This window comes from Vibrio hangzhouensis (assembly GCF_900107935.1).
GTDB classification, from domain to species: Bacteria; Pseudomonadota; Gammaproteobacteria; order Enterobacterales; family Vibrionaceae; genus Vibrio; species Vibrio hangzhouensis.
The window spans coordinates 1-25,147 of sequence record NZ_FNVG01000002.1 but is presented as its reverse complement, the minus strand read 5'-3'; the positions used below and the strand labels follow the sequence as shown (position 1 = coordinate 25,147).

22 protein-coding genes are annotated in these 25,147 nt (G+C 45.8%); 11 read left to right on the top strand and 11 right to left on the bottom strand.

The window, feature by feature from the left end:
* Positions 1-396: 396 nt before the first annotated feature.
* A complete protein-coding gene (locus C4S60_RS01935) occupies positions 397-1,410 on the bottom strand; it encodes a porin (protein ID WP_103878645.1) in 1,014 nt (337 codons plus the stop codon).
* Between the two features lie 732 nt (positions 1,411-2,142).
* Here C4S60_RS01935 and C4S60_RS01930 point away from each other — a divergent pair.
* Together C4S60_RS01930 and C4S60_RS01925 are read left to right on the top strand one after the other, a co-directional pair.
* The gene (locus tag C4S60_RS01930) at positions 2,143-3,192 is read left to right on the top strand and encodes a porin (RefSeq protein ID WP_103878644.1); all 1,050 of its coding nucleotides are present in this window, start codon (positions 2,143-2,145) and stop codon (positions 3,190-3,192) included.
* 444 nt (positions 3,193-3,636) lie between these two features.
* Positions 3,637-4,671: a porin gene (locus C4S60_RS01925; protein WP_103878643.1), complete on the top strand. Its 1,035-nt coding sequence runs from the start codon at positions 3,637-3,639 to the stop codon at positions 4,669-4,671.
* A 67-nt stretch (positions 4,672-4,738) separates the two neighbouring features.
* Here the strand turns inward: C4S60_RS01925 and C4S60_RS01920 are convergent, their stop codons facing one another.
* The 6 genes from C4S60_RS01920 to C4S60_RS01895 are packed head-to-tail and all read right to left on the bottom strand — an operon-like array spanning position 4,739 to position 11,647.
* A complete protein-coding gene (locus C4S60_RS01920) occupies positions 4,739-6,367 on the bottom strand; it encodes a BatD family protein (RefSeq protein ID WP_244182997.1) in 1,629 nt (542 codons plus the stop codon).
* 2 nt (positions 6,368-6,369) lie between these two features.
* Complete coding sequence (locus tag C4S60_RS01915) at positions 6,370-8,217, bottom strand: VWA domain-containing protein (protein WP_244182996.1); 1,848 nt, start codon at positions 8,215-8,217, stop codon at positions 6,370-6,372.
* On the bottom strand, positions 8,207-9,175 hold the full coding sequence (locus C4S60_RS01910) for a vWA domain-containing protein (protein WP_103878641.1): 969 nt from the start codon (positions 9,173-9,175) through the stop codon (positions 8,207-8,209). Before C4S60_RS01910 ends, C4S60_RS01915 begins: the two co-directional genes overlap by 11 nt.
* Positions 9,172-9,666: a DUF4381 domain-containing protein gene (locus tag C4S60_RS01905; RefSeq protein ID WP_103878640.1), complete on the bottom strand. Its 495-nt coding sequence runs from the start codon at positions 9,664-9,666 to the stop codon at positions 9,172-9,174. The genes C4S60_RS01910 and C4S60_RS01905 overlap by 4 nt, the downstream gene beginning before the upstream one ends.
* A 10-nt stretch (positions 9,667-9,676) precedes the next feature.
* Positions 9,677-10,678, bottom strand: a complete 1,002-nt coding sequence (locus C4S60_RS01900; RefSeq protein ID WP_103878639.1) for a DUF58 domain-containing protein — start codon at positions 10,676-10,678, stop codon at positions 9,677-9,679.
* Between the two features lie 12 nt (positions 10,679-10,690).
* Complete coding sequence (locus C4S60_RS01895; RefSeq protein WP_103878638.1) at positions 10,691-11,647, bottom strand: AAA family ATPase; 957 nt, start codon at positions 11,645-11,647, stop codon at positions 10,691-10,693.
* Between the two features lie 320 nt (positions 11,648-11,967).
* Between C4S60_RS01895 and C4S60_RS01890 the strand changes: the two genes are divergently transcribed.
* Positions 11,968-12,168, top strand: a complete 201-nt coding sequence (locus C4S60_RS01890) for a chromosome partitioning protein ParA (RefSeq protein WP_103878637.1) — start codon at positions 11,968-11,970, stop codon at positions 12,166-12,168.
* A gap of 269 nt (positions 12,169-12,437) precedes the next feature.
* A complete protein-coding gene (locus tag C4S60_RS01885) occupies positions 12,438-13,112 on the top strand; it encodes a LuxR C-terminal-related transcriptional regulator (RefSeq protein WP_103878636.1) in 675 nt (224 codons plus the stop codon).
* Positions 13,113-13,217: 105 nt separating this feature from the next.
* Here C4S60_RS01885 and malK read toward each other — a convergent pair whose 3' ends face one another.
* Positions 13,218-14,327 carry a maltose/maltodextrin ABC transporter ATP-binding protein MalK gene (gene malK / locus C4S60_RS01880; protein WP_103878635.1) on the bottom strand — a complete coding sequence of 370 codons (1,110 nt, stop codon included), beginning with the start codon at positions 14,325-14,327 and terminating at the stop codon, positions 13,218-13,220.
* A 722-nt stretch (positions 14,328-15,049) separates the two neighbouring features.
* Here malK and malE point away from each other — a divergent pair.
* The 3 genes from malE to malG all read left to right on the top strand — a co-directional run bounded on the left by malE (position 15,050) and on the right by malG (position 18,791).
* Positions 15,050-16,231, top strand: a complete 1,182-nt coding sequence (malE, locus tag C4S60_RS01875) for a maltose/maltodextrin ABC transporter substrate-binding protein MalE (protein WP_103878634.1) — start codon at positions 15,050-15,052, stop codon at positions 16,229-16,231.
* Positions 16,232-16,317: 86 nt separating this feature from the next.
* Positions 16,318-17,889: a maltose ABC transporter permease MalF gene (malF, locus tag C4S60_RS01870; protein ID WP_103878633.1), complete on the top strand. Its 1,572-nt coding sequence runs from the start codon at positions 16,318-16,320 to the stop codon at positions 17,887-17,889.
* Positions 17,890-17,900: 11 nt separating this feature from the next.
* The gene (malG, locus tag C4S60_RS01865; protein WP_103878632.1) at positions 17,901-18,791 is read left to right on the top strand and encodes a maltose ABC transporter permease MalG; all 891 of its coding nucleotides are present in this window, start codon (positions 17,901-17,903) and stop codon (positions 18,789-18,791) included.
* A 193-nt stretch (positions 18,792-18,984) separates the two neighbouring features.
* Here the strand turns inward: malG and C4S60_RS01860 are convergent, their stop codons facing one another.
* Positions 18,985-19,293, bottom strand: coding sequence for a VPA0510 family protein (locus C4S60_RS01860; protein WP_103878631.1), 309 nt, complete (start codon positions 19,291-19,293; stop codon positions 18,985-18,987).
* Positions 19,294-19,674: 381 nt separating this feature from the next.
* Here C4S60_RS01860 and C4S60_RS01855 point away from each other — a divergent pair, with 381 nt between their 5' ends.
* A complete protein-coding gene (locus C4S60_RS01855; RefSeq protein WP_103878630.1) occupies positions 19,675-20,601 on the top strand; it encodes a cation efflux transmembrane domain-containing protein in 927 nt (308 codons plus the stop codon).
* On the opposite strand, the gene C4S60_RS01850 is transcribed toward C4S60_RS01855, so the two are convergent.
* Positions 20,582-20,830: a hypothetical protein gene (locus C4S60_RS01850; protein ID WP_103878966.1), complete on the bottom strand. Its 249-nt coding sequence runs from the start codon at positions 20,828-20,830 to the stop codon at positions 20,582-20,584. The genes C4S60_RS01855 and C4S60_RS01850 overlap by 20 nt on opposite strands.
* A gap of 100 nt (positions 20,831-20,930) precedes the next feature.
* On the bottom strand, positions 20,931-21,824 hold the full coding sequence (locus tag C4S60_RS01845) for a LysR family transcriptional regulator (protein ID WP_103878965.1): 894 nt from the start codon (positions 21,822-21,824) through the stop codon (positions 20,931-20,933).
* A gap of 124 nt (positions 21,825-21,948) precedes the next feature.
* On the opposite strand from C4S60_RS01845, the gene C4S60_RS01840 reads away from it, so the two are divergent.
* From C4S60_RS01840 to C4S60_RS01830, 3 genes are all read left to right on the top strand, one after another.
* On the top strand, positions 21,949-23,580 hold the full coding sequence (locus tag C4S60_RS01840; RefSeq protein WP_103878629.1) for a glycoside hydrolase family 13 protein: 1,632 nt from the start codon (positions 21,949-21,951) through the stop codon (positions 23,578-23,580).
* 179 nt (positions 23,581-23,759) lie between these two features.
* Entirely contained in the window at positions 23,760-24,065 is a 306-nt protein-coding gene (locus C4S60_RS01835; RefSeq protein WP_103878628.1) for a rhodanese-like domain-containing protein, read from the top strand.
* Positions 24,066-24,107: 42 nt separating this feature from the next.
* Complete coding sequence (locus tag C4S60_RS01830) at positions 24,108-24,764, top strand: DsbA family oxidoreductase (protein WP_103878627.1); 657 nt, start codon at positions 24,108-24,110, stop codon at positions 24,762-24,764.
* Positions 24,765-25,147 lie beyond the last annotated feature (383 nt).

Below are 25,147 nucleotides of genomic sequence, written 5' to 3'. Positions count from 1 at the left end.
AGATAAAAAAAGGCCTCCCTCACGGAAGGGAGGCAAAATAGTGACCACTTATAGAGTCCCTTCTGCCTAGATAGCATCTGTTGAATTATCTTCTCCCTCTAAAAAAACAATTCTCTGGATACCGAGACCGATAAGTGCAAATGCTGCCAGCATTTGTCTCTACTACTAAAGCAGTAGTCGTGCCAATTCGCATCTTGCGATTAACTTATTGATAATTAGTGAAAAATATCAATTATTGAATGTCTGACTAACCGTTATATCAGAGCTTGGTGGTGCAAGTGCACTAAATTGGGGAAGTATCAATGAGAGGGAGTGGTAGATAGAAAGCAGAGATTTGTGTGTTATCTATTAGTAAGGGGCGACCAAAGTCGCCCCCTTTTGTATCGTTTTCTGGATTTAGAAATCGTAACGCAAGCCCAGACGCAGTGAGTTGTCAGCGTCCCTGTTTAGCTCAGAACTGTCGGCTTTCAAGTTATTGACCTTGTAGGTTGCATAGGTACGAAGTGACTTGTTGAAGTAGTAGATACCGGTTAGTTCCACATAATCGCTGACACTGTACTTGTTATCGCCCTCAGGATCGATTTCGCCCTTTTGATAGCCTAAGACGGCTTCGAAGTTACTTGGGAAACGATATTGAGCCACGGCTTCAATACTATTGAAGTCGTTGTCGCGCAGTTGGGTATCTTTTTTCGACCCTTCACCCTGGGTATAACCTAAACCGAGGTAAAGCCCTTCCCAGCGGTAGTTGACCGCACCAATAAATTGAGTGGAGTCCTGACCAACAGGGTTGTCGTTCGCGGCATAGCCTAACCCAATGCCTAAACCAAATGGCAGAGTATAGATACCAGACAATGCCCAGCCGTTTTCACTTGAGTTGCTAGATGCCAGGAAACTTGCCTTGACTGACAGGGCGTCCATAAAGTAGCCAGAGTAGGCTAGTGCATTGTTGATTTGCTCATCACCCGCTTCTATATAGGTTTTCTGGATACCACTGTGTGTGGTCACGGTATCGGTCATTTGCGAGATTTGAACGGTCGCGGCATCCTGTTTACCAAAGGTGACATCGCCTGCATTGCTAGACAAACCAGCATACATGTAACGCTGGTTAAAGTTAGTGTTCTGACTGTTGCTGCCATCAGAATTGACGGTTTGCTCGGCCTCGTAAAATGCTATTCCTTTGAGATCATTGGTAATTTGAGTCACGCCACCGACGTTAATACGAAAGCGTGACTTATTGTACATTGTACCATCAAGCTCTTTTCCTGAATCTTGCCCTTGGAAATCGCCACGGAACTCCGCACGACCACCAATACTGAGAGAAGTACCATCTGAGTTGTAAACCTCTGCCGCTAGCGCTGAACCAGAGACGAGTGCTGTTGTAATCGCCGTAGCGATGGCTGCCATTTTCATAATTCTATCCTTTGATTATTTATAACCACTGCAATGTTGCCACTGCGTGAGCACCCCTGCTGCTAACAAGAGTGATCTATTGCAAGGATAGAACGGCTTTCTGAGGTTTCCTTTATGAGGTAAAGAAAGTTCCCTAGAAGTGTTCGTTTTGTGATCTATAGCGCATAAAAAGCGTGTCTCATTGGCAAATTTATAACTCACCACAAAGTAACGGTTCAGCTGGTTACATCACTGTTATTCGTATTTATTGTCATGAACAATGCAGCAAGGCATAAAGTAAAGAATATGTATTGAAATATCCCTCCCAAGCAGACTGACAAAGCACAAAAATAGCCGACGAATACAATGTAACCTATTGAATTAATCCAGTTGTAGTGCCGTTTTTTTCATCGAAAAGTATTTAAAAATGTGAATTAGCTCACCTTGAAGCACTAAAAAACCTCAAGAAAACTCATCTCTCCCCTTCTTTTAGATCTGTTTATATTTTTTGTTCTTGTTTTAAGTTCATGTTATTTAATGGTTTATTAAAATAGAAAACGGTGTTTTTAATGTTTTACGTCTTTTTATGAAGCCTTTGGGAACTTTAGGGTTAGAGTGATTCCCGTCATGTTAATCCAGCGTTACATCAAGTCGGGTTACATGCATGGGTGTTATGTCTGTGTGCGTAACAGCTTTATGTACGTAATGTCATTCATCGTGATGACACATAAAACTTGAAATATGGAAATCCCAATGAACAAAAAATTTATTGCACTAGCAGTTGCTGCTGCGGCTTTCGGTACTACTGCACAAGCAGTTGAGCTATACAACAAAGACGGTTCTACTTTCTCTATCGGCGGTCACGCTACTGTTGGTGTTGCTGGCGGCGACCAAGATCACTTTGCCGTTGATGAGAAATCTCCACGTATCAACATGGAAGCAACTCAAGACCTGGGCAACGGCTTCACAGCTGATGTTAAAGGTGAGTGGGCACTTAACATGCTAAACGGTGGTGACACTTCATTCAAAACTCGTCTAGGCTACATCGGTGTTTCTCACGATGACTATGGTCGTGTAGCTGCTGGTACGCAGTGGTCTCCATACTACTCTGCAGCGGGCATTGCTGATATGCCAATCGCTTTCGCGAACGACTTCCTATACAACAACCATGGTGCATTCGGTACAGGCCGTGCTGATAAGATGGTTGCATATACAAACGGTTTTGATTTCGCTAACGCTGGTGCACTTAACGTTGGTCTAGGCTGGCAGGGTTCTGCAGACATCACTGACGCTGCAGGTACTAAAGCTGGTGAAACTGCTGACCGTGGTCAAGTAGCTCTAGGCTACGATATCGCTGGCTTCAACGTGAACTATGCATACACAGGTGGTGACGTCACTATCTCTGGTTCAACTGAGAAAGCGCAATCTCACGTAGTTTCTGCTAAATACGGTACTTACGGTAACGGTCTATTCGTAGCTGGTGTTTACGCAATGAATGACTACATGAACTACGATGATGCAGCTAAGCCAGGTTATGGCGATCTTCTAGAAGAATCTCGCGCATACGAAGCAATCGTAGCTTACGGTCTAACTAATAGCCTAAACCTAAGCGTTAACTACGAAGCAGTAACAGATGAGAAGAAGAGCGACACAGTATACGCAACTTCTGCTATCCAGGCTGAATACGACATTCACCCACGCGTACGTGCGTTCGTAGCTTACCAGTTTGACCTTCAAGGCACTGGCGACTACAAAGCTGACAAAGACAACCAATACGCAGCGGGTGTACGTTTCTTCCTATAATGGAAAGCTAGCATCCTAGTTTGTAAAAGCCGCTCTTTTGAGCGGCTTTTTTGCATCTGGAAGATGGTTAATTCACCATCTGAATGCTGCACTGTAGTGTTATTGACTTTAATTATTGCCAAAAGGTAAAAATATCTAACAAAACAGTAGGGGTTCTTGGTTTATCCAATTTGAATAAATTTAACTTATTGAATTTATTTGTCTATTTTGGTTTCTGTTGTGTTTTGTAAAGCTTCATTTTATTTGACGCCCCATTGCGGAACTTCCTCGTTAAAGTATCTCCATATTACGAATTCATGTTTTTCAGGCACTTGTACTGAGTTATTTGTTAATTCAACTCGCTCAGCAAAGTGCAGTATTAACACCCAATAGCCTAATACATGCTTCTTTGCTCAATGGATAAAGAGAAGTCATTAGGTTTGAAACTGTCATATGGAAGTCATTATGAACAAAACTCTACTAGCACTTGCAGTAACAGCTGCTGCAATCGGTACTCAAGCTAACGCAGTTGAAATCTACAACAAAGAAGGTACAACGGCGAAGATCGGTGGTCACGCGACTGTGGCATTCCAAAGCAATGAACAAGGCAAGCAAAACGGTCAAATTGTTCAAAACGAGAAATCGCCACGTGTAAACCTAGAAGTTGCTACAGAGCTAGGTAACGGCTTCACTGCTGATGTTAAAGGTGAGTGGGCTATCAACATGGACAACGGTGGCAAGCAAGCATTTACCACTCGTCTAGGTTACATCGGTCTAACTCACGCAACGTTAGGTCGTGTTGCACTTGGTACTCAGTGGTCTCAGTACTACATGGCTGCAGGTGTTGTTGATCAGCCTATCGCATGGTCGAATGGTTTCCTTTACGACAACCACGGTATTCTAGGTACTGCACGTGCGGACAAGCTAGCTTCTTATTCTAACGCTATCGATCTTGGTGACGCAGGTACTCTAGACTTTGGTCTAGGCTGGCAAGGTGCTAACTCGAACGAGAAAATCGATGCAGCTGCGCGCGCACAAGGTCGCATCGGCTACAGCATCGCTGGTTTCCAGGCGAACTACGGTTATGTAGGTGGTGATGTTCGTGAGAGCGGTTCTTCTGTAACCAAGAAGGCTCAATCTCATGTAGTATCTGGTAAATATGGTAACTTCGGTGCGGGTCTATACGTTTCTGCTACTTATGCAGATAACGAGAACATGAACACTGCAAATAACGTTCTTTTGAAAGACACCAAAGGTTTTGATTCTGTAGTTGCATATGGCCTGGATAACGGTCTAAACCTAATCGTCAAGCACGAAGAACTGCGTGATGAAGAAAAAGGTTTACGTGTAAATTCTGCGACATCTTTGCAGGCTGAGTACACAATTACACCGCGCTTCCGTGCATTCACTGGCTATAAGTTCGATAACCAGGGTGAAGGGGTTGAATACAAGAAAGTGCGCAACAACGAATTCCTTCTTGGTGGTCGTTTCTACCTATAATCAATTTGTTTGATTCCCCCCTTTGAAGCGCTCGCATTAATGCGAGCGCTTTTTTAGGTTTTAGGCCTTACAGAGACGCTAATGGTGATGGGGCAGAGCGCTTGCTTTTCTGGGCGGCAGAAATTAGCCCAAGCAGAGTGGTCGAATTCCATTGGTCGTCACTGTTACCATCTAAAGCCCGGCTCATTGAATCAAATTCATGGTGTATTGCAGTGATGTCGGAATGAGTGAGTTCAACGTCAGATAGCCACAGAGGAAGCATCGCATGAGCCTTAATGCTATCGCCCTGATTTATCGCGTTGATAAGCTGAGTTTGAATGGATGAACTGTCTTTGCCGTCAGATGGCGAAGCTTTAATCGTAAGTGACGGTTTATTTGCCGCCCGGTACCACATGTAGCAGGAGCCTATCCATAAGCACGCGAACAGTGCGCTCACCCAAGGCCAATAACCAGCATCGTTGACTACAACAGGGTCAGAAACGTTGGGGTTTGCAGTGCTATAGTTAGCCGCGACCGTTTCATCGCTTGCGTTTACAACGACAGACATGCCCTCGACCTGACTGCGGGTAGACTTTTTATTCAATGAATCCCACCACTGCACGCTCAAATCAGGGATTACGAACTCGCCACTGCGCTTAGCTATCAACACTTGCTTTGTCGTCATGGTAACTGAGCTGTCCCCGTTGTCACGGAATGTAGGCTTTTCATTATAGACACGAAACCCCTCCGGATGTGCAAGGGTAAGATCTGGCAGTTGCTCAGATGTGACTCCCGAGGCAGTGAGGGTCACCGTGCGGGTCAACGAGTCTCCGGTTGTGATTTTAACTGTTGGTGAGTCCACTTTTTGTCCCCCATCCAGTTGCCAGTCTTGATTCAGAGTCAGGTTAGAGGTGGGTAACCAGATACCGTTGTAGTTATCGGGAATCGGTAGCACAGTGATGTTGACCTTCGGAGACTCGCTATCAAGAGTCAGTATCTTGGTACCGCCAGTACGAGTGTTGCCATACAAAACGCCTCCGGTGAGTGTTGGTGCCTGAATGGCAAATTCGCCACTTTGTTCCGCGATCACGCGAAAGCTTTGGTCGATGATCAGAACTTCGACACCATCAAGTACCGCCTGATACTGCTTGGGCTCGCTGACTGGTGACATTTGTAGCCCAGAACCTTCTGGTTTTTTCAGGTTGGGGTTTTGCAGCATACGAGGATCGACCTTGACGATGATTCTGGTGTCGAGAATGGCGCTCTCTTTCGGGTAGAGCTCAGACTTACTGAGTTGGGTGCGAACCTCCACCATATCCGCTGTTGTCGGTGTCTGCTCATCCATGGTCACGTTTAGGGTAATGGGAGTGGTGGCAATACCATTTACGTCAAAGCTTGGAATGACTAATTTCCCTAGTCTCTGGGGAGCGATGGCCACCGTCCAGACACTGCTGTCCGTACGTGTCCCATTTAAAATATTAACCGAAGAACTGAAGCTGGGACGCCCCACATAGAAGTCGTTGGAAAGTGTGTCAAAACTGACCTTATTGCCATCAAGCTTTTCGTCGGCAACAATTTTAAGTTGGATGACCTCATCTTTACTGATGTTGGTCTTACTGACACTTGCGGTGACATTCAACGCCCATGAAGGCACGCTAACAATGGTGGTGAACAATAGAGCCAGTGTCAGCCATAACGGTTTGAAATTTATCATCATAACTACCAATTTTTCCCGGTTGATGAAGGGGCTTGTTTCTCTTTTGCCTGCAGAAGCATTTGTGCTTTCAGCAAATACGCAGGATCCCTGGCACTTTCGATCTGTTCTAGTTTTCTGAGTTCAGGGTCCGCTGCACTTTGTTGAACTGGGTAGCTGGGCTGGGCCTGGCGAGCGGCGTCTTGTTCATGCCTAACTTCTGGGTCACCTGTGGAGTCAACATCGGCACTCGATTCTTCAGTGCCTTCCCTGGTTGATTCTCCGGGCTTTTGAGCCGAGTCTTCGGAGGTTTGCTGGTTGGATTTCTCAGGTTCTGACTTGCTCGCATCTGATTGCGAAGAAGCGTTTTGTTGAGCTTGCTCTTTGCCATGTTGCTCTTGTGACTTTTTCGGGTCAGAACCTTTATCTCCAGCTCCCGTGTTGTCTTGTGGTGAGGCTTGATCTTGAGACTCTTCGCTATCAGACTCTTGTTGCTGTTGCTGTTGCTGTTGCTGTTGCTGTTGCTGTTGCTGTTGGGCTTGATTGACTAAATCAAGGTTGAAGCGCGCGTCGATGTGTTCTGGATCTTGAGCAAGCACCTGCTGATAACTTTCTATAGCTTGCTGATATTGGCCTAATTGTGCATAAGCGTTGCCTTTATTGTAGGTGGATGCGATATCTGTCAATCCTTCTGAGGCTAGCAAGGCCCCTTCATAATCGCCACTCTCATAAAGCGCAGCTGCACGCCAGCGGGCATCGCTGAATGTCTGTGCGGCGGTGGTATAGTCCTGGTTGCTAAATGCGGCCATGCCTCTCTGATTGGCGTTTGAGAAAGCCGAGTCGAAAATGGATGCTTCCACTCGATCACTGGGCATGGACAATCCCAATAACAGAACAGAGGCAGAAAAAAGCGTGCCTTTTCTGAACAAGGGCAACGCCAGAGCAAGGGCAAGTGGTATCAGCCAGAAGCCATTATTGACCTGAGTTTCAATCTCGGTGACGCCACGTTCGGTCGACGCATTGCTCAATGATGAACCGGAGACGAGGTGAGTGATGTCTTCATTATCACTGCGGTAGACCGAGTATTGTCCTCCTGTGAGGTTCGCTGCTGCCTTCAGATTGCCGAACTGTGTTTTGGCAATCACAGTGCTACCTTGATTGTCAGTAAGCAGTGTCCCATCAGACAGTGGGATCGGAGCACCACTGCGACTGCCAAACGCCAGAACAGAAAGAGTCCACTGTCCATTATCCAATAAGCTCCTGATATGGTTGATTTCACTATCATCGAGATCGTCGGCAAACAGGATAATTTCGCCCTGAATGAGTCCGGCCTGCGTCATCATGTCTATCGCTTGCTTGACGCCAAGATCTGCACGTGCCCCTGGTAACGGCATGATCTCAGGCGATAGGTTTTGTATCAGATTGGACAGGGTAGCAGAATCCGTGGTGAGAGGACTCAATGTGTAGGCATCACCAGCGTATGCGACGAGCCCGGTTTGTCCTTGATTGAGCAGTGGAAGAATATCCTGGGCTTTGTATTTGATTTGAGCCAGCCGACTTGGCTTAATGTCAGCTGCATGTACAGATAATGACATATCCAATACCAACACTCTCGCTTTCGAAGTTTGCGCTGCGGGTAGTGAAGCTTTTTCAAAGCTGGGACCGGATATGGCCAAAATCACGACAAAGCCTAGCAGCGACAGCCAACGGCTATTGCGCTGAGATGGCTGATTGTTTGTGCCCAACTGTTTAGCCAGGTGAGGGGCGATGATGGCAGTTTTTGATGCAGAGGCGCTTAGCACAAGACATACTGCTGCCCAGGGAATCATCAGCCAGAGTACAGTCGGGTAAAGGAATACAATATCAGACATCATTCCTCCTTATTACAACAACGGTCAGGATGAGTATCAGACCCAGTGTTGCTGGGTACGAAAACCACTCGGTTCTTGGACGCCATGACTGCGTTGCTTTTTGAACCGGTTGCAGAGCGTTAATGGTGTCGTAAATGGTTTCGAGTTCTTTTGCATTTCTTGCTCTGAAATATTGTCCACCCGTCATATTCGCAATCTTGATAAGAGTCTTCTCGTCCAAGTCCTCTGCAGTATTAACAGTCCGAGTCATAAAGAAATCCCGCACCTGCATCTCTCCGGCACCCACACCGATGGTGTAGATGGTGGTATCGTACTTGTGAGCAATTTCAGCAGCTTCGATAGGGTCGAGCACACCAGCGTTGTTGCTTCCATCGCTGAGCAAAATCATGACTCGCTGAGGGGCGTCACTATCAATAAAGGTTTTGGTCGCAAGACCAATGCCATCGCCAATGGCAGTTTGCGTCCCTATGAGTTTAAGCACTGTTTGATTGAGTTGACTGTTAATTGTTTGGCGATCGAACGTCAAAGGTGTTTGTAAATATGCATGGTCTGCAAAATAAACCAGCCCCATCCGATCTCCTTTGCGTCTGTCGACAAATTCAGAGACCACTTGTTTTACTGCGCTAAGACGGTCAATGTAACCCTCTCCCTGCTTCATATCTTCCTGACTCATTGAATAGGACAAGTCGATGACCAGCATCATATCCCGATGTTTTGGCTGAATGTCGATTGGTTCGCCATACCAGACGGGACGGGCACTGGCTGTCACAAGAAGTATCCATCCAAGAGTGGCGATAATTCTCAGTGCCAGTATTCTTTTTTGCCCCGCAGTCGCCATGGTTGTTAAATGGGGCAACACTACGTGAGAATCTGATTTCTGGTGGGGCAGTAAACGATAGGACAGATAAGGCAGTGGTAGAAGCATAAACATCCACCACCATTCAAAAGCAAACCCACTCATGACTTATTCCAGTTTTTAAACTGTCTCTTGGGAGGCAACGCATTATGCAACCAGTAAAAGCAGTCCTCTATAAGCTGAAGTTGGGTTTCAGGTTCACATTTCTCTGCGCGATACAGGGTATTCATCCAAAGCTCAGAATGTGTGGTAAACCTTGGCGCTGCCAGTTGAGAATCCAAAAAGTTTAGCCACTCGTTACCAGTGAGCTTGGCAATGTCCTGACGAGGAAAGTAACTGAGAGCCGCCTGTCTGAGAATCTCGTTCGCTGCAGAGGGAGTGAGGCTGTCTGATTCGTACTTCAATAGTTGAATGGCGGCAAGCTTGGCTCTGCGCTTTTGTTTGTGCATTCGCAGCCCGACCACGACGGTAACAAGGGCAAAAATGACGAAAGCGAGCAATGCCCAGTATCCCCAGGGAAGAGGCCAGATACCAGGTTCGGCAGGGAGGTGAATTGCTTTTAATGGCAACGATTGAGTTTGATCTAACTGACTCATAATTCGACACTCAATAATGGGTTTTTAATAATTGTTTTAACAGTGGCTCACCACTGGAAACCTGAGAGAGCGCAATACCATACTGCCCCAATTGGGTCTCTAAGGTGTTTTGCTGAGCTAAAAAGGCGCGCTTAATACTGGCTCTGACTTGTTGACTAGACAAGTTAATAGACATTTGTTCAACTTTGCCTTGCACCTTTTGCAGTCCTTTTGCCCGACTTTGTCCTAGTTCAATAGGATCGTAGAGTTGTATTGCTCTAACGCGGTTATGCTGTGCCATCCGCGTGACAGACTCCAGTCCGCTTTGGGGGATATCAGAGAAATCACTGAGCAGAATGAGCTCACTGCCTTTGCTACAAAGGTTTGTCAGTACGCGAAAAACATCCTCATGGTGGTAGCTGGCTTCTGCGCTAGGTTGCTTGAAAGCACGATTATGCATTTCACATAGGCGATGCAATAACTGAAACAAGGATGATCTGGAGCCTGAAGGACGTATTTCTACCAGTTCCTCCTGAGTTCGAATGACAGCACCGACTCTGTCTTTATTGCCAATGGCAATCCAGGCTAACAAACTCGCCAGGTGGCAAAGCTGCACTGATTTCAGAAGTAGTTCGGTTCCGGTGAACATACTTGGCGTCAAATCGATGAACAGTACAACGGGGCGCTCCCGTTCTTCGGTAAACAACTTAGTGTGGACTTTTCCTGTGCGTGCAGTGACTCGCCAGTCAATCTGCCGAACATCGTCACCAGCCTGATACTGACGTACTTCGGAGAAGGTCATTCCCCGCCCTTTACGTTGACTGGCATGCTGTCCATTGAGTTGCGACCAAAGATTTTTGGCCGGTGGTTGCCAGCGTTTGCCGTGAGTCTGGTAAAACGCTAACTCTTCGACAGTGACACGTACACCATTACATGACCCGGGGAGATCGCCCTCAGTAACAAAATTTTCGAGATGGCTCTGCGGCTCGGAAGAAGAGCGGAGTAAGCGGAGAAATTTGATGGCCTCAAACATAATCAACTCTACTTAGGCTGAAGCAACCGTCTGAAGCAGTTCGTCTATCACCCTGTTTCCAGTAACGCCCTCAGCCTGAGCCTGATAACTTAATAGTAGACGGTGGCGAAGCACTGGATGGATCACTGCGTGGACGTCTTCCGGACTCACGAAGTCACGGCCGTGGAGCCAGGCATGTGCACGAGCTGCCCTGTCGAGTGCAATGGTAGCACGAGGACTGACGCCCATTTCGAACCATTTGAGCAGGTTCTGACTATAGATGCCCGGCTGTCTGGTGGCCACAATGAGACGAACAATGTACATCTCGATGGTTTCTGCCATATGAATAGACAGAACCTGACGACGTGCTTCGAAAATCTCTTGTTGAGAGAGCTTATTGGTAAAGCTGTGAATCTCACCGAGGGCTTCACCCCGGTTGAGTCTTAGAATTGCCAGCTCGCTTTCGGAATCAGGATAGTTGACTTCCAAGTGCAGTAAGAAGCGGTCGAGTTGAGCTTCGGGTAAAGGGTAGGTACCTTCTTGCTCTATAGGGTTCTGTGTGGCCATCACCAGAAAGAGTTCCGGTAGCGGATATGTGGTTTGACCGACACTGATTTGTTTTTCAGCCATGGCTTCTAGCATGGCCGCCTGTACTTTTGCAGGTGCACGATTGACTTCATCGGCAAGGATTAGTGAATGAAATATGGGGCCTGACTTGAATTGGAATTCACCGGTTTCAGGGCGGTAAATATCGGTACCTGTCAGGTCAGAGGGTAACAGGTCAGGTGTAAACTGAATTCGATGAAAGCTGCCTTCAATGCAATCCGCCAATGATTTTACAGCACGTGTTTTAGCGAGGCCTGGAGGGCCTTCGACGAGAATGTGTCCGTCAGCCAACAAAGCGACCAAAAGTTGTTTAACAAGGTTGTCCTGACCAATAACCTGAGATTCGAGATAGTGTTGTAGTTGTTGGAAAGACTGCGCTGGCATGTTTGATGTTCCTTATGACTAGCGTTAAGAATGTAACAATGAGTTCATCTCATCATACACCGATACTGATATCCGGGCTTTATCCGAGTATATGTAGATAATTGATCCTGACGAAAGTTCCCTAATTTATGTCATTGTTTTGTAATTACAATAGCAGAATTTGTCACGAATCATGTTTGGTTTTGTGATGTTGGCTCCACAGTATGTTCAGATTGACAACTAGATTGTCAGCGGCGAATTGATATGGCGCAATGGCATCAATTGCGTAAAACAAGTACACTAACGCCAGTTTCGATGTTTTAAAGTAAGGTAAATGTGTTATGAGTGATTTTGAGAAAGAGTTGGAGCTAATGTCTTCTCAAGTTGAATCTGAGCCAGAAGTTGCGCTTCCATCTATCGAGGAGCAGCGTGAAATTGCGGCCAAGCTGAAACAACTAGAAGCAGAGGGAAAACTGACTCCTGAGATCTTAGAGCAGTACTTCGGCAAGTTTAACCAGAAGAATCAAACACCCGTTCACTAATTTCCCTCCAGATTTATCCGATAAAAGCACATTGAGAAATGTGCTTTTATTTTTTGTTTCTCGCTCGTTTCGCCTTTGACTCCTAAACCTTCGTGGAATGTAATTTCGTACTGTCTCAAATCTGAGAGAAATAAGTTAATTGAATGATTATTGGATGTATTTCAAAGTTTGGGTGATGTAATTAACAATTCAGTCACTTGACGCTACACTAAAAGAAATTAACTTTAGAATGACAGTTCGGGAAATTGGGCTCAGAAAAGGAGTTTGCTATGACGGAAACCGAAACCCGAAGTGCGATTTTGTTAGCGGATGACAATTTACAATCAAGTCTACTTAAAGAATCCATCGAGCAAAAGGTCGCTATTAAGATAACGTTGGTGTCACCAGAGTGTTTAGTCAAAGGAACGTTAGACCTTAACGAACAGCCAGTTGACTTTATTGTCGCCGATTTCCCCGCACTTTCAAATCAACATATTGAGCGATATCACGAAGTTTTGGAACAGGCCTTGGACACAGTACAGGAGATTTTGCTCAATGCTCCTGCAGACATCCCTCACTCAGAAATGCTCAAGTGGCAGAATTTGGTTGGATTGTTTTATTCTTCGGATAATCTGGACACGCTGGTCAATGGCTTTGAGTGTATTCTGCGCGGTGAAATGTGGATGAGCCGTAAGCTGGTATTTGAGTACATCAAGTTCTATCGTGGTCGTCAATGTGCGAAAACCAGCCCTTACTTCACTAAGCTGACCAAACGAGAGCAGCAAATCATCAAATTGTTGGGTGATGGGGCCTCTAATACTGAAATTGCTGAAGCATTATTTGTTAGCGAGAACACGGTAAAAGCGCATTTGCACAATACTTTTAAAAAAATAAAAGTCAAAAACCGGCTTCAGGCATTATTGTGGGCTAAGAATAACATCGCTTCTAACGAGTTTGTGTCCTAACGGTCGTCAGATGAGATGAATGGCGATAAAAAATCCCCCAACCTCAACGAGGAAGGGGGGTGTTCAGCAAGCAAAGATGCTTACAACTTGGAGTTTAACTGGCGGTTATACACCCGCTTCTTTGTGTAGTCGACGACAGGCATTGCCGTCGCTATGGAACAGGTGGCAACGATGAGCAGGGATACCAATTGCTAGTTTATCGCCCACTTCTACATTCAGTGTATCTGGCTGACGGTAGATGACGTCCGCATCAGCACTTTCCAGATTCAGATATGCCTGCGTTTCATTGCCCAGCTTTTCAACAATCATGACTTCGCCTTCAACTGTCGCATCGCCTTCTTCTGCCGATACTAAGTGTTCTGGGCGAACACCCATTGACATACGGTCACCGCGATTGACTGTTGTGCCGTCGACGGGGATCCAGAAAGAAGCACCATCAGACAGTTGAACTTTTACTCGCTCGGCTTCGACTTCCTCAATGAACACGCTCATAAAATTCATTTTAGGAGAACCGATAAAGCCCGCTACAAAACGGTTTTCTGGGTAGTGGTACAACTCAAGAGGCTTACCAACCTGAGAAACCCAACCTGCATCCAGAACGACAATCTTATCAGCCATAGTCATTGCTTCTACCTGATCGTGAGTCACGTAGATCATGGTGCAGCCTAGCTGTCGTTGTAGTTTGGTGATCTGCGAACGCATGTTTACACGTAACGCCGCATCCAGGTTCGATAAAGGCTCATCCAGTAGGAACACATTCGGTTGAGAAACCAGAGTACGGCCAATAGCAACGCGCTGGCGCTGACCACCGGACAGGGCTTTAGGCTGACGCTCCAGTAGGTGACCCAGCTGAAGTATTTCTGCTGCGTGCTCAACTCGACGGTCGATTTCTGATTTGTCTGCTTTAGCGAGTTTAAGACCAAACGACATGTTGTCGTATAGGTTAAGGTGAGGATAAAGTGCGTATGACTGGAATACCATACCTACGCCGCGCTTTGATGGTTCAACATCGTTCATGCGCTCTTCACCAATATACAAATCACCGGACGTGATGTCTTCTAAACCTGCGATACAACGTAGTAGAGTTGATTTACCACAACCTGATGGACCAACAAAGACGACAAATTCGCCTTCATTGATTTCCAGATCGACATTCTTGGAGATCAGTACGTCACCGTACGCTTTACTAACATTTTTTAACGTGACACTCGCCATGTAGCTCGTCCTCGATTCATTTTTTATATCTTTCCGTCGGTCATTATAGAGATAAGTCGACAGGTAATAATAGTAGGAAATTGGTCAGTGATTAGGGTTACGCTTGATTATGATTAAAGACCGTGTCCTTTGGTTGTTTATCTAGCCCCTGATGGAAAGAAAAAAGGGCGGCGCAGTACGATATGGCGCCACCCTCAAAGCCAAAACTTCGTTAGTATCCCCCGACACAAACTGAAAGCCTCCCCCGTAAAACTAATTACCACTAGTACTTCAATTTGTGACTACTTAACGAGTCCGGCGATGCAAAACCAGTATTCATTGCTTATTTAAGCGAGTGAGCTTAATGCTCTACTGGATAAGGGTTCTTACCATCCACTTTTGGATGACTGCAGTTTCCGTGATTTGGGCAATACGTACATCCTCCTGATAAAAAAATTTGTGGGGGGAGTAGAGAAGGAGGAGGGGTTAGGGGGGGAGAAAGTCCCTGTGAGACCTAGTTCAAAAAAATCGTTCTGATAATAGTGAAATCAGTCACAACACGAGATAGTTTTGTGATGTTGATCTATAGTCTTGGGCGACTGAGATCACGGAAATCATCGCTACTCCCAAGGGCGTAGGGAGTAGGAGGATGAGACCTTGCTGGATTTTTTAGATGATACTCATCGAAATTTGGGAAATCCTCTGGATGAACCTGCGATCAAAACTATAAAAAGGATATGAACATGAAAAAAGCCCTAAGCACTGTAGCTCTAGGTACACTAGTTGCTCTTGGTTCTTTTGGTGCAAATGCTGCTATCGAAGAAGGACAACTCACTATTTGGATCAATGGTGATAAAGGTTATAACGGTCTGGCTGAAGTAGGTAAACAGTTCGAAGAAGACACAGGCATTAAGGTGACAGTTGCTCACCCTGATGGTCTAGAGAGCCGTTTCCCTCAAGTTGCTGCGACTGGTGACGGTCCTGATATCGTATTCTGGGCGCATGACCGTTTCGGTGAGTATGCTCAAGCAGGTTTGCTGGCTGAAATCAAACCTTCAAAAGAAATTAAAGAAGGTATCGTTGATTTCGCATGGGACGCAGTTAAGTACGATGGCAAAATTATCGGTTACCCAGTAGCGGTTGAATCCCTATCTCTTATCTACAACAAAGACCTGGTTCCAAACCCACCTAAGACTTGGGAAGAAGTAGAAGCACTGAATGCTAAGCTTGCTAAAGATGGCAAAACAGCGATCATGTGGAACCTGAAAGAACCGTACTTCACATGGCCACTAATGGCTGCGGACGGCGGTTACGCGTTTAAATACAATGGCGGCAGCTATGACATCAAAGACGCAGGTATTGCGAAAGACGGTGTGAAAGATGCGCTGACGTTTGTTAAGTCTTTGGTAGAGAAAGGCGTTATCTCTGCAGACATGGACTACTCAGTCTCTGAGTCTGCGTTTAACCAAGGTAAGACAGCAATGACTATCAACGGTCCTTGGTCTTGGGCGAACATTGAGAAGTCTGGCATCAACTATGGTGTAGCAACGCTTCCTAAATTCAACGGTCAGGCGTCTAAACCTTTCGTTGGTGTATTGACTGCTGGTATCAGCACGGCATCGCCTAACCGTGACCTGGCGGTTGAGTTCCTTGAGAACTACCTGCTAACAAACGACGGTCTACGTAAAGTGAATGATGACAAACCACTGGGTGCTGTTGCCCTTACATCATTCCAGAACGAACTGGGTGAAGATGCGCGCATCGCGGCGACAATGGACAATGCGATGAACGGTGAGATCATGCCAAACGTTCCTCAAATGAGTGCTTTCTGGGCATCTGCTAAGAATGCAATCGTGAACGTGGTAGACGGTCGCCAAACAGTAGAAGCAGCAGTTGCTGACGCTGAAAAACAGATGACGAAGTAATTTTCACATCAGAACTACCCTTTTAAGGAGGGGGTAACCCCTCCTTCTTTTCTATATTTTTTGTATTATCGCTAGCAGGTCCTTTTATGCAGTCAGTTCAAGGTACAGATGCCATGTCAGCAGAAACTAATACAGTTCCAAGCAGCAAGAAAGTATTCATTAAGTGGGGACTTCTTGGCTCGGTCGGTCTTGTGAATGGTTACGCGACAATTCTAATGTATTCACGCGGTGAGCTTGCATTCGCATTGCTTACTGTGATTCTAACCGCTCTGGCACTTTACATTTTCGGCAGTAAGAAAACATACGCACACCGTTATATCTACCCGGGTATTGCGGGCATGATTCTCTTTATTCTTTTCCCATTAGCGTATACGGTCGGATTGGCCTTCACGAACTACAGTGCGAAAAACCAACTTTCACTGGATAGGGCGCAGGGCGTATTAATGCAGCGCACTTTCCAAAGCGGTGAAAGCTTCTCTTTTGATTTGTATAAAACAGATAACGGCCACCGTATTTATGTGAAAGATGGCGAACAGTTACTTGTGACGCCGGAGTTTGACATAACCAGTCCTCGAGCAGACTACGATCTGACCGTCGCGGACACTCGATTGGGTGAGAAAGAGAAAATCAAAGCCATCATCCAGAACCGTTCGTCTCTGAACACCATCGATCTTCATATGCCAGATGGTGCTGATATTCGAATGAGTGGCCTGCGTAAATTCGCGTCGGTGCAGTCATTGTTTAGCAAAATCGAAGGTACTGACGATCTGCTGAACAACAAGACTGGTGAGACATTCCGTCCAAATATGGAAGTAGGCTTCTATCAGCCTATTGACGCGAGCGGAGAGTTTGTTGGCAATACGGTATCTCCTGGCTTTATCGTCGATATTGGTACGCACAACTTTGAGCGTGTCTGGAAAGATGATGGTATTAAAGAACCGTTTATCAGCATCTTTATCTGGACTGTAGTGTTCTCAGTGCTGACAGTGATCTTCACTTTGGTTATCGGAATGGTGCTGGCAAGTGTGGTTCAGTGGGAAGAACTGAAAGGCCGCGCTGTTTACCGCGTGCTGTTGATTTTGCCCTATGCGGTCCCAGCGTTTATCTCGATTCTTATCTTTAAAGGTCTCTTCAACCAGAGCTTTGGTGAGATCAACATGGTATTGCAAGCGATCTTTGGTATCAGCCCTAGCTGGTTCTCTGACCCTATTCTAGCGAAAACCATGGTGTTGATAGTAAACACGTGGCTTGGTTTCCCTTACATGATGATCCTATGTATGGGTCTATTAAAAGCGATTCCAGATGATTTGTATGAAGCATCGGCGATTGACGGAGCGAACTTCATCCATAACTTTACGCGCGTTACACTACCGTTGATGATTAAGCCGCTTACGCCGCTATTGATTGCAAGTTTTGCCTTCAACTTCAACAACTTCGTAATGATTCAGCTATTGACTCAAGGTGGTCCAAACATGATTGGTACCTCTGAGCCAGCAGGTTACACCGACCTACTAGTAAGCTATACCTACCGTATCGCGTTTGAAGGTTCAGGTGGTCAGGACTTCGGTCTGGCGAGTGCGATTGCTACGCTTATCTTCCTTCTGGTTGGTGCGTTAGCTCTACTAAACCTACGTTTCACTAAACTAGAGCAAGATTAAGGAATATCACAATGGCAATGGTACAAGGTAAGTCTTTAAAATACCGAGTGTGGGCGACCCATATTGCGCTTTGGGCATTCCTGTCACTCATCATCTTTCCGTTATTGATGGTAGTAGCAATCTCATTCCGTGAAGGTAACTTTGCAACGGGTAGTCTGATTCCAGACAATCCGTCACTGGAACACTGGAAATTGGCGCTGGGCTTTTCGGTAACAAATGCCGATGGTTCTGTGACACCACCGCCGTTCCCTGTTCTGACTTGGTTGTGGAACTCAGTTAAAGTCGCGGGCATTTCATCGATTTTGATTGTTGCGCTGTCTACGACATCTGCCTACGCGTTTGCACGTATGCGCTTCCCAGGTAAGAGCACCATTCTGAAAGCAATGATGATTTTTCAGATGTTCCCAGCTGTGCTTGCGCTGGTTGCACTGTACGCGTTGTTTGACAAACTGGGCCAGTACATTCCGTTCCTTGGCTTGAATACTCACGGTGGTCTGATCTTTTCGTACCTCGGCGGTATTGCGCTTCACGTGTGGACCATTAAAGGTTATTTCGAGACGATCGATGGTTCTCTTGAGGAAGCGGCGGCTCTGGATGGTGCGACCCCTTGGCAGGCGTTCCGCCTGGTATTGTTACCACTTTCGGTGCCAATTCTAGCGGTTGTGTTCATTCTCTCGTTTATCGGTGTAGTGGGTGAAGTACCTGTGGCGTCATTGCTACTTTCTGATGTAAACTCGTACACATTAGCGGTTGGTATGCAGCAGTACCTGTATCCTCAGAATTACCTGTGGGGTGATTTCGCAGCGGCAGCGGTACTGTCAGCGCTACCTATCACGATCGTATTCTTGCTTGCACAGCGCTGGCTCGTGGGTGGACTCACCGCCGGCGGCGTCAAAGGATAATAACGATAAGGGTGACCGCAAGGTCACCCGTTTTTTTGTCTTGTTTAACGTTCATTGGTTTGGCCGCCGACAAGTTAAGCAAGCCATTCTGGTGTTACGTATAGCTGGCTGTTACCAGGATTCCTTACTATCACGAATAACAGTTTCTTGTAACCAGAGCCCGGGCAGTCGCCCGGGCTTTTTCTTATGGCAACTACTTCAGGATCACATTGACGTAGCGGTCGCCTCTTCTCTGATAGTAATGACCATCTACCTTGGCATAAGTAAAGTTACCAATCTTAATATACGTTGTATGCCTGGGCATCTTCTTGTAGTGATAGTGTTTGTATTTAGGGCGCTTTTTGGGTGATGGATAGTACTTCTTCACAACAATGACTTCTTTGTGATGTTTATGCTTATGCTTCTGTTTGTGCTTGTGGTGGCCTGACGGGTGGGCGAGTCCTTGAAAACTAATCAGGGAAAGCACGATGGAAGCCAAAGTGAGGTGTTTGAATCGAATCATATCAATTGTCTCATGTTAACTCAGATGTCATAAACATAGTTAAAGTCGATACGTTCTCTGTCAGTTAGAAGTAAGTGCACGTCTAGGCGTTGAAAGAGTTTTTATTTGAATGTCAGCAAGTTACTTAATGTTACATTGGGTGGTTTTTGGTCATCTATTTGCCTGTTTTATGAGACATCTACCACTAGTATGAATATTATGTAACAACTGGCTTACTTTTAGGCACTTGGCTTTTGGGTCGATAGGCAAGCTCGGATAGCTGTGTTATAAATTTTACTCCAATGTAAACACTCATTGATGGTCATAGAGTTTTTTACATTGAGGAGCCATTCATGAGTTAGTGGATATTGCAATAGACATCGGTATTAAAGGGAGCGCAGGATGATAAAAATCAACGAGCCAAATGCACTCATTATCTCTGCGATAGGCGCAGGGTTATTAGCGCTGTGGGGTGGTATTATGGCCTCTATTTCCGGCTCCAGTGCCATTCTTTTGGACGCCTCGTTTAACTTACTGTCTGCGATAGTCTCCTTTGCTTCTCTCCGCGTAGCAAAGTTGACGGAATCGGGCACGTCACGGCATTATCCTATCGGCTATTTCGCATTTGAGCCTCTGATTGTGGTGATAAAGGGCATTACGATCCTTATTTTGATCGCCTTTGCTGTGGGCAGCAATATTCCGGTGATACTCGCTGGGGGAAGGGATCCCGCTTTGGGTCTTATGGCTGTGTACGTATTCCCGGCTGTTATCTTGTGCGCGATTCTATATTGGATATGTCATTTGGGTTACAAAAAGTCCAACTCAGACATCCTTAAGGCAGAAAAGAACGCTTGGTTTATCAACGGTGTGATCTCTGGTGCCATTGGCGTTGCGCTTCTGTTAGTCATCTTTATTCAGGGGACATCTTTGGGCTGGATTGCTCGCTACATTGACCAAATTCTGGTGGTTCTGTTTAGTCTGGCGTTCATTAGCGACCCCATCAAACTCATTAAGAACGGTATGCGAGAGCTCACTTTGGCCATGCCGCCGATTGAGCACACTAAGCCAATTTACAGAGGCCTTAAAGGATTGGCTCAGGAGTATGAGATTGAGATTGTCGATATCTTTATCGCTAAACTCGGACGCAAGACCTGGGTGTCGGTGTATGTGGATCCTAAACGGGAGTCGATGACATTTAAGAGCTACGAGCGATTCGTAGCGGACTTAAGGAAGAAGATGGATAAGCCTTATACGGTTACCGAGGTTGATGTTATTTTGCAACGTTCACCAACATCAGTGGAGCGAGAGGCTAAGTTAGCTCACGACTAGACGGGGCACAGCCTACATACTGGAGCAAGACGTACAGGCTTTCTTGCTCCAGTGCTACACGCTGAAGTAAGTCGGCGAAGACGTCGTCGCCACCAAAGCACGCCTTGATGTAATGATTAATCTCATCACGTTGATACCCTTCCACATACATGGTTCTAATCCATTGATATTCCACTGATTTTAAATTGCTTAGTGTGGATTCACTGAGCGTGATCTGATTCAGAGTCAAGTCGAGCTCCAACCTCTGGCTTTCATTAAAGTTTGGCGATTACATCAAACTTTAATGAAAGAAAAATGACACTTTGGTGACTTGACCTTGAACTTACACACTAGACCAAATTTTGGGCGTGTTGTTTCAACAGCGTGACAAATTCAGATACCGTAGATTTGGTTTCTCCCAATTTGGTATAAATGCCGATGTTTCCCACTTTTGTTTTGTCTGTGTAACAGGTGGACAGTCCCAAGCCTGACAGCCAGGTTTCTGCGCGATGACTATATGGCATAACTGCTTGAGTCATGTGCAGCATGTCGATACTGGCCAGTACAGAATCCACATCATAAATAATACGTTCCTCCAGAAGATCATCATGGGGCAAACCGTTAGCTAGCACAGTCTGATGGCGTGGATGATTTGGTGTAACCCTAAGCAGAGGATAGTTGTTGATAAGGTCCGGAGAAGGGGTTGACCTTGACAGAGGGTGCTTGTTAGAGACATAGATAGACTCAAAATCCTGAAACAATGGTTGAAAGGAAACACGGCAGTCTTCTGACAGTTCAAGTACCTCATGACCTATGAATAAATCTATATCACCCATGGTAAGGTGGTTGAGCAAAGAAAGGTTATTACCAAACTCAAGATGAAATGAACTGGCTGGATTTAGAGTCTGATAATCTTTGACGGACTGCTTCACAAAACCTTCCCACCATACTTCACCTGTACCAATTTTGATCTTACCAAACTGGCGTTGCTGCATGTCACTAAACTGGTGTTTCAGAGAGAAGTACTGCTCCTGCTGTTCCTGCGCAAATGCTCTAAACCTTTGACCGTATGGAGTAAGCTCGACTCCCTTCGACAGTCGATTAAACAGCGGCGCACCCATCTCAGCTTCCAGCTTTTTGATGGCTGAAGTTAAAGACGGCTGGCTAATGTACAGCTCGTCGGACGCACGTTTTATATTGCCGTGTTTGGCAACGGCCAGAAAGTATTTCAGGGATTTGTTGATAGCCATAGGATAAAGTTAGTGATATTAGAATAATCTATATGATTATACGTATATTCTATTTTCTTTCCCACAACTGAGTACGTAAAGTAGTGTGATATAGAAGTTACCTGCAAAGGACAAGATTATGGAACAAAAGTGGTGGCATGACTCGGTTGTGTATCAGATCTACCCAAGAAGTTTTTGTGACTCTAACGGTGATGGTATTGGCGATTTGAATGGTATTCGGTCTAAATTGGATTACCTTTCTGAACTCGGTATTGATGTGATTTGGCTTTCTCCGGTGTATCAGTCGCCTATGGACGACAATGGCTATGATATCTCCGACTATCAGGCGATTGCGCCTGAGTTTGGCACTATGGAAGACATGGATGCCTTATTGGCGGAGGCCAGAGAACGAGGCATCAGAATCGTGATGGATCTGGTCGTAAACCACACGTCGGATGAACATGATTGGTTTCAGAAAGCGTGTGAGTCGAAGGACTCACCGTATCGCGACTATTATGTTTGGCGAGATGCTCAACCAGACGGCAGCGCGCCTAGTGATTTAGGTTCCATTTTTGGTGGCAGCGCCTGGGAGTGGCATGAACCGACGGGCCAATATTATTTGCATCTGTTTTCAAAAAAACAGCCAGACCTAAATTGGGAGAATCCAAAGGTTCACGAAGAAGTTCATACGATGATGAACTGGTGGATCGACAAAGGCATCGGCGGCTTTCGCCTTGATGTTATTGACTTAATTGGCAAAGAAATCGATAAAGGGATCACGGGGAATGGGCCGCGTCTGCACCCTTTGCTGAAGCAGATGAACAGAGCCACGTTTGGTGATAAAGATTTGCTGACTGTCGGTGAGACGTGGGAAGCCACACCAGACATTGCCAAGTTGTACAGTGCCGAGGAACGCGAAGAGCTCTCTATGGTGTTCCAGTTTGAACACATCACGCTTACCTGGCGTGATGGCGACAAGTGGCAACCCGAAGAACTCGATTTAAAGGCTTTCAAACAGGTTCTGACCAAGTGGCAGCTTGAGCTAAAGGAAACCGGTTGGAACTCACTGTTTTGGAACAATCATGATTTACCCCGTGCAGTGTCCAAGTATGGCGATGACGGTCAATATAGGATCAAGTCTGCGAAGATGCTGGCGACGGTTTTGCATTGTATGAAAGGGACTCCTTATATCTATCAGGGTGAAGAGATCGGCATGACCAATGTTCAGTTTGACCGCCTTGAACAGTATCAGGACATAGAGTCTCTCAATTTCTACAAAGTGAAAACAGAAGCGGGTGTTAGCCATGATGAGATGATGCATGCCCTGGCGGAAAATGGGCGTGATAATGCGCGAACTCCAATGCAATGGTCTGCAGCACCTCACGCAGGGTTTACCACCGGTCAGCCATGGATAGAGGTTAACCCGAACTATATTGATGTGAATACCGAGCAAGATATGGCCTCGAACGAATCGGTATATCACTATTACAAAGAGCTCATCGCACTTCGTAAGCAGAACAAGGTTATTGTCTATGGTGAGTTTACTCCGGTGCTAGAACAGCACGACAAAGTATTTGCTTACTTACGTCACGATGATAGCACGCGCATTTTGGTTGTCGCTAACTTCAGCGGTGAGTCAGTAACGGTTGACCTCAGCCAGTTTGAGGGCTTTGACATAGAGACGCTGGTATCAAATGGCGACATGAATACTTCGAAGCTTTCTGAACTCGATCTTCAGCCCTACGATGCAGCGGTATTAAAGCTGATATAAGCTTCCATTTATTTAAGTACCCTAAATGAGCGCTTTCGAGCGCTCATTTTATTTAGCAATTACTAATAAAATGAGCGCTTTCGAGCGCTCATTTTATTAGTAATTGCTAAATAAAAAGTTTGACTATCGAGAAATTGGATTTTATATTAGATTTAACTTAATTAGCGGGAGCTGTTTTTATGTCATTTGCAAACCAGTCCTTAACCACAAGTGCTTCGGTGGCAGCGAAAACCAAGTCATACTTTATTGACGTACGATCACCTCAAGAATTTGCCGCTGGGCATATTGAAGGGTCGATCAATGTCCCGTTGCAAATGATTTTCTCGTTGGCTAACTCCGATCTGTCACCGGATGATGTGCTGGTTGTTTATTGCGCATCTGGAATGCGTTCATCGCAAGCTGCTGAGGCGTTGTTGTCACTGGGGTACCGTAATGTAGTGAATGCCCGAACGCTAAATGCAGCGTTTGAGATGACTTCTTGTTGATAATTAAGGGCCATTAAATGTGCCAACAGGAGAGATAGAGTGATGGTAAAGATAGACTATATAAGCGATGTTCTCTGTGTATGGGCCTGGGCTGCGGAGGCCCGCAATGAAGAATTAATGTCTAACTTCGACGGTCAGGTTGAGCTGATCCCCAAATTTATCAACCTGTTCGGGAGTACCGAAGCTCGAATAGGTCAAGGCTGGAAGGAGAAGGGAGGCTTTGATGGCTTTGCTAAACATACGATAGAAGTGGTCGATAAGTTTCCTGAACTGGCTCTGAATCCCAGGGTTTGGTCAGAGGTAAGACCTACAAGTTCAATGACCGCGCATCTCTATTTGAAAGCTGCTCAACTTTCTGGCGCTGACAATCGTCAAATTCTTCAGCTAGCGTCTTCATTACGTCATGCCTTTTTTGTAGAAGCTAAGGATATCAGTTGTAGCAAGGAGATATCAGCAGTCTTTGTTGCGCAAGGTATCGATATCTCAGCGTTATTTCCTTTTCTGGAAGATGGTTCCGCATATGCGTCACTGTGGGAAGACCAGTTGCTGAGAGAAGCGCAGCAGATAAAGGGCAGTCCTAGCTATTTACTCGATGGAGGTAGGCAGACTCTGTTCGGTAATGTGGGTTATCGTGTCATTGAGGCTAATATCAACGAACTGCTCAATCCAGGGTCGAAAGAGGGTGCTAGCTGGTGTTAGTGGCTAATTAAGAAGCGAGCCATGATTGAAGGCTCGCTTTAATACTCAAGTGACCTCAAGATGCTGGACTCAGAGCTTCATCAAGGTGTTCAGTTCAAGGAAAATAGTTGAAGGAATGGCTATTCCCTTTCGAAGCTATTTGACGCAGAAATGAGCACCTTGATGAGCTCCCAAAGGGCGAGTTTACTTGGCTTATATGCTTTGTTAGCGATTTTCGATTTAGAGCCACTAGATCTTCAAATCACTGCCGCGCCTAGAAGCCAAGTAATTCTCGCTGAACACGCATCTTGAGGTTACTTGAGTATAACATTGTTTTCTTGAGCCATTAATAGAGGCGATCTGACTCATTGTCGACTTCTTTTTCTGTGTCAGCATCACTTAAA

What these genes read in the sequence shown, in the direction of transcription:
- C4S60_RS01935 (WP_103878645.1), bottom strand. Translation starts at nt 1,410, where the DNA reads ATGAAAATGGCAGCCATCGCTACGGCGATTACAACAGCACTCGTCTCT.
- C4S60_RS01930 (WP_103878644.1), top strand. Translation starts at nt 2,143, where the DNA reads ATGAACAAAAAATTTATTGCACTAGCAGTTGCTGCTGCGGCTTTCGGT.
- C4S60_RS01925 (WP_103878643.1), top strand. Translation starts at nt 3,637, where the DNA reads ATGAACAAAACTCTACTAGCACTTGCAGTAACAGCTGCTGCAATCGGT.
- C4S60_RS01920 (WP_244182997.1), bottom strand. Translation starts at nt 6,367, where the DNA reads ATGATGATAAATTTCAAACCGTTATGGCTGACACTGGCTCTATTGTTC.
- C4S60_RS01915 (WP_244182996.1), bottom strand. Translation starts at nt 8,217, where the DNA reads ATGATGTCTGATATTGTATTCCTTTACCCGACTGTACTCTGGCTGATG.
- C4S60_RS01910 (WP_103878641.1), bottom strand. Translation starts at nt 9,175, where the DNA reads ATGAGTGGGTTTGCTTTTGAATGGTGGTGGATGTTTATGCTTCTACCA.
- C4S60_RS01905 (WP_103878640.1), bottom strand. Translation starts at nt 9,666, where the DNA reads ATGAGTCAGTTAGATCAAACTCAATCGTTGCCATTAAAAGCAATTCAC.
- C4S60_RS01900 (WP_103878639.1), bottom strand. Translation starts at nt 10,678, where the DNA reads ATGTTTGAGGCCATCAAATTTCTCCGCTTACTCCGCTCTTCTTCCGAG.
- C4S60_RS01895 (WP_103878638.1), bottom strand. Translation starts at nt 11,647, where the DNA reads ATGCCAGCGCAGTCTTTCCAACAACTACAACACTATCTCGAATCTCAG.
- C4S60_RS01890 (WP_103878637.1), top strand. Translation starts at nt 11,968, where the DNA reads ATGAGTGATTTTGAGAAAGAGTTGGAGCTAATGTCTTCTCAAGTTGAA.
- C4S60_RS01885 (WP_103878636.1), top strand. Translation starts at nt 12,438, where the DNA reads ATGACGGAAACCGAAACCCGAAGTGCGATTTTGTTAGCGGATGACAAT.
- malK (WP_103878635.1), bottom strand. Translation starts at nt 14,327, where the DNA reads ATGGCGAGTGTCACGTTAAAAAATGTTAGTAAAGCGTACGGTGACGTA.
- malE (WP_103878634.1), top strand. Translation starts at nt 15,050, where the DNA reads ATGAAAAAAGCCCTAAGCACTGTAGCTCTAGGTACACTAGTTGCTCTT.
- malF (WP_103878633.1), top strand. Translation starts at nt 16,318, where the DNA reads ATGCAGTCAGTTCAAGGTACAGATGCCATGTCAGCAGAAACTAATACA.
- malG (WP_103878632.1), top strand. Translation starts at nt 17,901, where the DNA reads ATGGCAATGGTACAAGGTAAGTCTTTAAAATACCGAGTGTGGGCGACC.
- C4S60_RS01860 (WP_103878631.1), bottom strand. Translation starts at nt 19,293, where the DNA reads ATGATTCGATTCAAACACCTCACTTTGGCTTCCATCGTGCTTTCCCTG.
- C4S60_RS01855 (WP_103878630.1), top strand. Translation starts at nt 19,675, where the DNA reads ATGATAAAAATCAACGAGCCAAATGCACTCATTATCTCTGCGATAGGC.
- C4S60_RS01840 (WP_103878629.1), top strand. Translation starts at nt 21,949, where the DNA reads ATGGAACAAAAGTGGTGGCATGACTCGGTTGTGTATCAGATCTACCCA.
- C4S60_RS01835 (WP_103878628.1), top strand. Translation starts at nt 23,760, where the DNA reads ATGTCATTTGCAAACCAGTCCTTAACCACAAGTGCTTCGGTGGCAGCG.
- C4S60_RS01830 (WP_103878627.1), top strand. Translation starts at nt 24,108, where the DNA reads ATGGTAAAGATAGACTATATAAGCGATGTTCTCTGTGTATGGGCCTGG.